At 68.9% G+C, this 7,448-nt stretch carries 7 protein-coding genes; 2 read left to right on the top strand and 5 right to left on the bottom strand.

Features of this window, described 5'->3' with window-relative positions; translation table 11 throughout:
• Window positions 1–193, bottom strand: a 193-nt coding sequence (locus G3N93_RS30300) for a LysR family transcriptional regulator (protein WP_206134598.1), incomplete at its 3' end; no start/stop codon positions are given.
• Between the two features lie 101 nt (window positions 194–294).
• Here G3N93_RS30300 and G3N93_RS30305 point away from each other — a divergent pair.
• On the top strand, window positions 295–1,278 hold the full coding sequence (locus G3N93_RS30305) for an NAD-dependent epimerase/dehydratase family protein (protein ID WP_174937130.1): 984 nt from the start codon (window positions 295–297) through the stop codon (window positions 1,276–1,278).
• A 131-nt stretch (window positions 1,279–1,409) separates the two neighbouring features.
• Entirely contained in the window at window positions 1,410–2,801 is a 1,392-nt protein-coding gene (locus tag G3N93_RS30310; protein ID WP_206134599.1) for an RtcB family protein, read from the top strand.
• A 392-nt stretch (window positions 2,802–3,193) separates the two neighbouring features.
• On the opposite strand, the gene G3N93_RS30315 is transcribed toward G3N93_RS30310, so the two are convergent.
• The 4 genes from G3N93_RS30315 to G3N93_RS30330 form a co-directional block, all read right to left on the bottom strand.
• Window positions 3,194–3,895, bottom strand: a complete 702-nt coding sequence (locus tag G3N93_RS30315) for a DUF2848 domain-containing protein (RefSeq protein ID WP_206134600.1) — start codon at window positions 3,893–3,895, stop codon at window positions 3,194–3,196.
• A gap of 49 nt (window positions 3,896–3,944) precedes the next feature.
• Window positions 3,945–5,264: an MFS transporter gene (locus G3N93_RS30320; RefSeq protein ID WP_206134601.1), complete on the bottom strand. Its 1,320-nt coding sequence runs from the start codon at window positions 5,262–5,264 to the stop codon at window positions 3,945–3,947.
• A gap of 78 nt (window positions 5,265–5,342) precedes the next feature.
• Window positions 5,343–6,038 carry a DUF4286 family protein gene (locus tag G3N93_RS30325; RefSeq protein WP_206134602.1) on the bottom strand — a complete coding sequence of 232 codons (696 nt, stop codon included), beginning with the start codon at window positions 6,036–6,038 and terminating at the stop codon, window positions 5,343–5,345.
• 101 nt (window positions 6,039–6,139) lie between these two features.
• Window positions 6,140–7,216 (bottom strand): LysR family transcriptional regulator, encoded by a 1,077-nt coding sequence (locus G3N93_RS30330; RefSeq protein WP_206134603.1) that lies wholly within the window; start codon window positions 7,214–7,216, stop codon window positions 6,140–6,142.
• Window positions 7,217–7,448 lie beyond the last annotated feature (232 nt).

A 7,448-nucleotide genomic window follows, 5' to 3' on the forward strand; every position in this document is an offset into this window, starting at 1 on the left:
CCGCCTCGGTCGGCAGCAGGCCGGACGGTGAGCGCGTGAACAGCGTCTGGCCGAACGCGGCCTCGAGCGCCGCGACGTGGCGGCCGGCCGTCGGCTGCGTGATGCCGAGGGCGCGTGCGGCACCGGACAGCGAGCCTTCCGTCAGCACGGCGAGGAAGGTGCGGTAGCGTTCCCAGTTCAGATCGATGGCCATACATAAATGTATAGCTGATCCATTGTGTTCGGCAATTCCTTGTTAGCCGTCGGCGCGCCAGAATGCGTGTCATCACGGAAGTTCATTCAAGGAGAGCGGCAATGACGACCCACGCAGGCGGGACACAACGACAGGCACTCGTGCTCGGCGCGAGCGGCGGAATCGGCGGGGAAGTCGCACGGCAGTTGCGCGATGCGGGCTGGCAGGTGCGTGCGTTGAAGCGCGGGCTCGATGCCGAGGTCGTGGAGCGCGACGGCATCGCCTGGATGCGCGGCGACGCGATGGACCGCGACGCGGTCGTCCGGGCCGCACGCGGCTGCAGCGTGATCGTGCACGCCGTGAATCCGCCCGGCTACCGGAACTGGGCCGGGCAGGTGCTGCCGATGATCGACAACACGATCGCGGCGGCGAAGGCGGAGCGGGCGACCGTCGTGCTGCCGGGCACCGTCTACAACTACGGCGCCGATGCGTTTCCGGTGCTGGTCGAAGATGCGCCGCAGCATCCGTCGACGCGCAAGGGCGCGATCCGCGTCGAGCTGGAGCGCCGGCTGCAGGATGCGGCCGGGCAGGGCGTTCGCACGATCATCGTGCGCGCCGGCGATTTCTTCGGGCCGAAGCTCACCGGCAACAGCTGGTTTGCAGCGGGGTTCGTCAAGGCCGGGCAGCCGGTGGCGGCCATCAGCGTGCCGGGGCGGGACGGTATCGGGCATCAATGGTCGTATGTGCCGGATGCCGCGCGCTCGATGGTCGAGCTGATCGAGCGGCGCGACACGCTGGAGCCGTTCGCGCGCTTTCACCTGGGCGGGCATTGGGATGCGGACGGCACGCAGATGGCGGAGGCCGTGCGCCGCGTCGCGCAGCGGCACGGGCTGCGTCCAACGGTGCGCAAGTTCCCGTGGTGGTTCGTGTGGGCGGCGGCGCCGTTCGTCACGACGTTGCGCGAATTGCTCGAGATGCGCTACCTGTGGCGCGAGCCGATCCGGCTCGACAACACGCGGGTGACCGCGGTGCTCGGCCGCGAGCCGGTGACGCCGCTCGACACGGCGGTGGAGGCGACGCTGGCGGGGCTCGGGTGTCTCAAGTGAGCAACGGCGGTCGCGAACGCAAGCGCGTTCTGCTATGATCCGCGCTCCCTTCCTCGACGCTGCTGCAGGAAGGTACCCACGACCGCCGGAATACCGGAGGTCGCGTCGTACCTTTTTCATTTCCAGCAGCGATGTCTACTCTTCCTCGCTTAAAAAAGGCCTTGCAACGGCAAGGCATCCATGTCGACTATCACGCCGGCATCTATCACCTGCGCAATGAACTGACGCAGGCGTCCGTCCTGTTGCCCGATTCGCTCCCGCTCGAGGAGAAGGCCGTTCAGCAGTTGCTCGCGTTCGCGGCCGTCCGTTCGCCGGATGGCCATCAGGGCGTGTGCAAGGCTTGCGCGACGCCCGATTTTCATCCGGGCGGGGTCGCGCCGGTCGGCTCGATCGTCGCGACCGACGACGCGTTCGTGATTCCCGCCGCGATCGGCACCGATATCAATTGCGGGATGCGTCTCGTCACCACGGGCCTCAAGCGGTCGGCGCTCGCGCCGTTCGAGACGGCGCTCGTCGAGCGGCTGACGCGTGCGATCCTCGCGGATCGGCGCGACGTGCCGGTCGCCAGCGATGCATTCCGCGCGCTGTTCGATGCGGGCCCGGCGGCCTTCGTCGATCGCGTCGCGCAGCAGGGGCTCTGGCAGCACGTCGACCGCGACCGGCTCATCGACGAACTGTCGTCGTGCATCGGCCTCGACCGGTTCGACGGCAGCGCGAAATACGCACCGGACGCACACGTCGGGTCGCGTGAAGTCTTCCGCGATCCTTGTCTCGGCACGCCCGGGTCAGGCAATCATTTCGTCGAGCTGCAGGTGGTCGATGCCGTGTTCGACCGGCATGCGGCCTACCGTGCGGGACTCGCGAAGGACGATGTCGTCGTGATGATCCACAGCGGTTCGCGCGATGTCGGCTTTTACGTCGGGCGGCGCTGGATGGACCGGGCGCGCGCGGCGTGGCCGGCAGGCGTCAGGCATCCGGAAAGCGGCCTGTACGGCCTTTCCGGCGAGCTGGCGCGCGAATACCTCGTCGCGATGGGCACGGCTGCGCGCTACGCGTGGCTCAACCGTGTCGTGCTGGCCGAGATGGTGCGCAAGGAACTGGCGGAACTCACCGGCGAGACCCGCTCGACCCTCGTGGTCGACGTGCCGCACAACGTCGTGCTGCGCGAAAACGGGATGAACATCCATCGCAAGGGGGCGACACCCGCCCGCGACGGCGATTTCGCGCTGATTCCCGGATCGATGGGCGATGCGTCGTTTCTCGCGACCGGGCTCGGCCATCCCGACTGGCTGTGGTCATGCAGCCACGGCGCCGGCCGCAGCGTGCGCCGGCAGGCGGTGCGGCGGATGCGCATGGAGCAGGCGCCGGGCACGTGGCGCTGCGTCACGCTGCGCGACGAGCGCCGCATCGAGGAAGCGCCGGAAGCCTACAAGCCGATCGGGCCCGTGATCGATGCGCAGGAGCAGGCCGGCCTGATTCGCAGCGCGGTCCGGCTGAAGCCGTGGGTCACGTTCAAGGCGTGACGGGTGGCGGCGCGCTCGGTGGCCGCCGTCGTTGCTTGCGCCGGGGCGCCTACCCGTGCCTCGGGCTGCGCCCGGGCACGGGAAAGCGTCGCCGCGAACCGAAGCGCACGCGGCACAACAATTTTCCACATACCCGGGCGCGTCCGATGAGCATCATGACGGTCAACGTCGAAAAAGCGAAAACGGGGGCGCAATGTTGCATTTCGGATGGAAAGTGTCGGTTGCGGGCGCAATGATGTTTGCATTGAGCGGGTGTACCAACCTGGTCGGTGTGCTGTATTGCGGCAACTCGCAATTCAACTTTCCGGACTATCACTGCTTTCAGCCGTACTAGCCGGGGCCGGCGCGGCGACAGAACGCTGTCGCGCCGGTGTGCCGCGCGTCATGGTCCGTTATGCCACGACCGGCAACACCTCTACTGCATAGCGGTGCCGAAGGCTGCGCCCGAGCACCGGATCGTGCAGCTCCATCTCGAACGCATCGCCGTCGCCCATCGCCGCGATCGCGCCATGCACCGCAACCGTGCCGCCGTACATCGCGCTGTGCGCGGGCATCGTGCGGCGGTCATCGAAGCGCTGCCACAGCCCCTCGGGCGCAAGCAGGCCACTCACCGTGCCGTGCTGGTACACCGCTCGCCCGCCATCGCGCGAGATCAGCCACGCACGCATCTCGATCGCATCCCAGTGATCCGCGACCTCCGCGTAAAGCCACGCGTCGTGGCCGAGCGGCTTCGCGCACACCTGCTTCGACACCGCGACGCCGTAGGCTTCGACCTCACGATCCGTATGATCGGAGCCGACGGTCACGAGCGTGCCGGCCGGGCTGTCGACCAGCACGCATTCGATCTCGCCGCCCGAGCGCGCACCGAGCACGCCGATCGCGGGCGCCTGCGTGAGCAGCGCGGCCGATACGCGATAGAAGCACGGCGTGGTCGACGGCGGCGCGACGCCGAGCGCCGCGAGTTCGTCGATATGCGCCTGGATCGCGGCTGGATCGCGGCCGGCCCAGCCGGCGATCACGACGCGCTCGATCTCGACGTCGACGGTGGCCGGCGCGTGTTGCCGGGAAATCACGTTGAACGACAGGGTTGGCATACGGGTATCCGTTTGAAGTGCGAAGGAATGAAACGGCGGGCGGCGACGCTCAATCCGCGAGCGGCTGGTGCGCGGTTTCGCGTGCGACGAGGAGCGCGATCGACGTGACGACGAGTGCGGCGGCGACATACAGCGACACGGCCGTCGTCGTGCCCGTCTGCCGGAACAGCGCGGCGATCACGAGCGGCGCGAAGCCGCCACCGACGATGCCGGCGAGCGTGTACGCGAGCGACGAGCCCGCATAACGCACGCGGGTCGGGAACTGTTCGGTCACGAACGCACCTTGCGGGCCGTACATCACCGCGTGGATCACGAGGCCGATCGCGACGGCCGCGACGATCGCGCCGGGGCGCGCCGAATCGAGCAGGGTGAAGAATGCGAACGCCCACACGATGCCGGCGAGCGCGCCGGCGAGATACACGGGCCGGCGGCCGAAGCGGTCGGACAGCGCACCGAAGAACGGCACCGCGAGCGCGTTGCAGGCCGTGCCGATCATCACGGCCGTCAGTGCAACGGGGCGCGACAGGTGCAGCACGGTCGTCACGTAGGTGAGCGTGAACACGACGATCAGCGCATACAGCACGTCCGAGCCGATCCGCGACCCGCCCGCGATCAGCAGGCGTTTCCAGTGGTACTTCAGCACGTCCGCGACGGGCACCTCGGCGGTCGCGTGCGATTCGGCGAGCTGCTCGAACTGCGGCGTTTCGTCGACGCCGCGCCGCAGCCAGAAGCCGAACACGACGAGCAGCGCGCTGGCCGCGAACGGCACGCGCCAGCCCCATGACAGGAAATCGCCCGACGTGGTCGACAGCGTCACGAGCGCGATGCAGCCGGTGCCGAGCAGCGTGCCGAACGACGGGCCGATCTGCGTCCACGACGCGGACAGCCCGCGCCGCTTCTGGTCGCCGTGCTCGACCGACAGCAACACCGCGCCGGCCCATTCGCCGCCGAGCGCGACGCCCTGCACGAAGCGCAGCGCGACGAGCAGGATCGGGCTCAGGATGCCGGCCTGCGCATAGGTCGGCAGCGCACCCATCAGCGCGGTCGTCACGCCCATCAGCACGAGCGTGAGCATCAGCACCGCGCGGCGGCCGATGCGGTCGCCGAGATTGCCGAACACGAAGCCGCCGAGCGGGCGCGACACGTAGCCGACCGCATAGGTCGAGAACGCGAGGATCGTGCCGGCCAGCGGATCGACCGACGGGAAGAATAGATGGTTGAAGACGAGCGCGGTGAGCGTGTTGTAGATCGTGAAGTCGTACCACTCGAGCGACGTGCCGATCATGCTCGCGGTCGCGAGTCGGCTGGTGCGGACGCGGTGGGGCGCGTGGGCGGCGGGCTGGGCGAGAGTGCTCATGGTGTCGGGCATGTCGTGACGGGAACGGGATGAAGTGCCGGGCCGATATGCTGGCGTGAGTCGTGCCTGAGATGCGGCCGGCGTGGACGATCAGGCGGGCAGCGCGGCGGCGGCAGCGGCAGCGGGCTCGGTTTCGACGTCGCTGCGAGTTGCATGCAGCGGTGCGGCGGCGCGCCACAGCAGGTCGAAGGTGCGCACGTCGTCGTGCCCGGCGAGCGATGCGGCTACGCGTCGCGTCGCGACGGCATCGCTGCCTTCGATCAGCACGAGCGCATCGGCGGCCGGGCGGGCGGCCGCATCGGCGCCGATCGGCGCGGACAGCTCGGGCGCGGTGCAAAAGAGCCGCGCGGCGTGGATGCCCGGTTCGTGCAGCACGTCGTCGAAGCGCTCGCGCAGCTGCGGTACGTCGATGCGATCCGGCGGCAGCACGAACAGCGCGAGATGCGCGCCTTCACCGTCGCCAGCCTCGATCGTCAGTTCTCCGACGCGTCGCTGCGTGCCCGTCATGCGCTCGAAGTTCGCGAGCGACCATGCGGTCTGCTGCGTGAACGCGTGCCGGTACGCGTCGCCATGGAACACGTCGAGCGCGTCCGTCACGTACAGCGCGAGGTACTTGCGCGGGCCGCGGTCGGTCGCACGAAAGCGCCGCGCATGCGTGAAGCCGGGAATCGCGACACGTTCCTGCATGTGCTCGCGGTCGTACCACGCGTTGAAATCGGCTTCGTGCGCGGGGTCGATATCCGTCCAGACGCAAAGCTGGCCGTGCGGAAGGGAAAGGCGGGTCATCGCGGGGTTCCTCGTGACGGGGGGAGGTCAGGAACCGCAGTTTCCCGAAGACGGGCCGCGCCCGTCCAACAAGAAAACAAATTCGCGGTGAACAGGTTTTCTTATGAGCGGCGCGGGCGGCGTTTCGCGGAGGGTGTGGCGGGCAGGGGGGATGGCGTCGTGCGTTTCGATTTCGCAGGCGCGTTGGCGTTGGCGTTGGCTTTGGTTTTCGCTTTCGCTTTCGCTTTCGTCGCGGAACGGGCCGGTGATTTGTCCACGCTGTCGGGCTTGGCCGGTGCCGCCGTCTTTGCGTGATTCGCAGCGGCCGCCATCGCGCGCGCGACTTCGCTGGCCAGTTCCGCGATGCGCGCGGCCACCGGCAGGCCCTGGCTGCGGTACGACGCGACGAGCGGCAGCGCGGGGAATTCGGGTTCGACGTCGAGCAGTTCGAGCGCGCCTTCGTGCAGCTCGCGCCCGATGATCGCGGGCGGCAGCGCGGCCACGCCGAAGCCGTCGGCGACGAGGCGGATCATCGCGGCGACCGACGTGATGCAGTTGATGCTGGCCGGGCGCTCGACGGCCGCGAACAGCCGCTCGATCGTCGCGTGCGGCCCCGAGTGGCGCGAGAAGCTGATGATCGGGAATTCGGCGCGGCGCGCGACGTCGAGCGGCTGGCCGCCGAGCCCGAGGCGCGGGCTGGCCGCCCAGCGCACCGGGAATTCGCACAGCGGCAGGTTCGTGAAATCGGGGCCCGGCACCGGGTCGGTCTGCAGGATCAGGTCGACGCCGTCGGTGCTGAGCAGGCGGATCAGGTGCAGCGTCGTGTCGCTGGTGATCTCGACGTCGAGGCGCGGATAGCGCTCGCGCAGTTGTGCCATCAGCGCGGGGAACCAGCTGTGCACGATCGATTCGATCACGCCGATCCGGATCAGGCCCGCGTCGCTTGCCGCATCGATGTCGCGGCGCATTTCGCCGTCGAGCCGCACGATCCGCTCCGCGTACGCGAGCATGCGGCGACCGGCGGGCGTGAGCGTGGCCGAGCGCGTGTTGCGATCGAACAGGCGCACGTCGAACGCTTCCTCCAGCGACGCGATGCGGCTCGATACGGCGGCCTGCGTCGTGTGCAGTTTTTCGGCCGTGAGCCGGAAGTTTTCCAGCTTGGCGAGCCAGACGAAGGTTTCAAGAAACCGGATGTTCATCGACGTTCGAACGGTGAGGCAGTGCCGGGCGGGGCGGCGGGATCGGTCGATGGTAGCGGATTTTCGAGGGCGGGAAGCAGGCGGGCGGCGCGATGTGCGCGCGGCGGCGGGGGGCTTGGACGGTCCGCGTAGGGCAGTTGCGCGACGGGAAACGCCTGCAGGAGGATGAGCGTGCGGGGCCGCCCGCGACGCGTGCGTCACGCGGGCGGCGCACCCGCGCGCATCACAGCTT

It is taken from the genome of Burkholderia sp. Se-20378, assembly GCF_017104665.1.
Lineage (GTDB): Bacteria > Pseudomonadota > Gammaproteobacteria > Burkholderiales > Burkholderiaceae > Burkholderia > Burkholderia lata.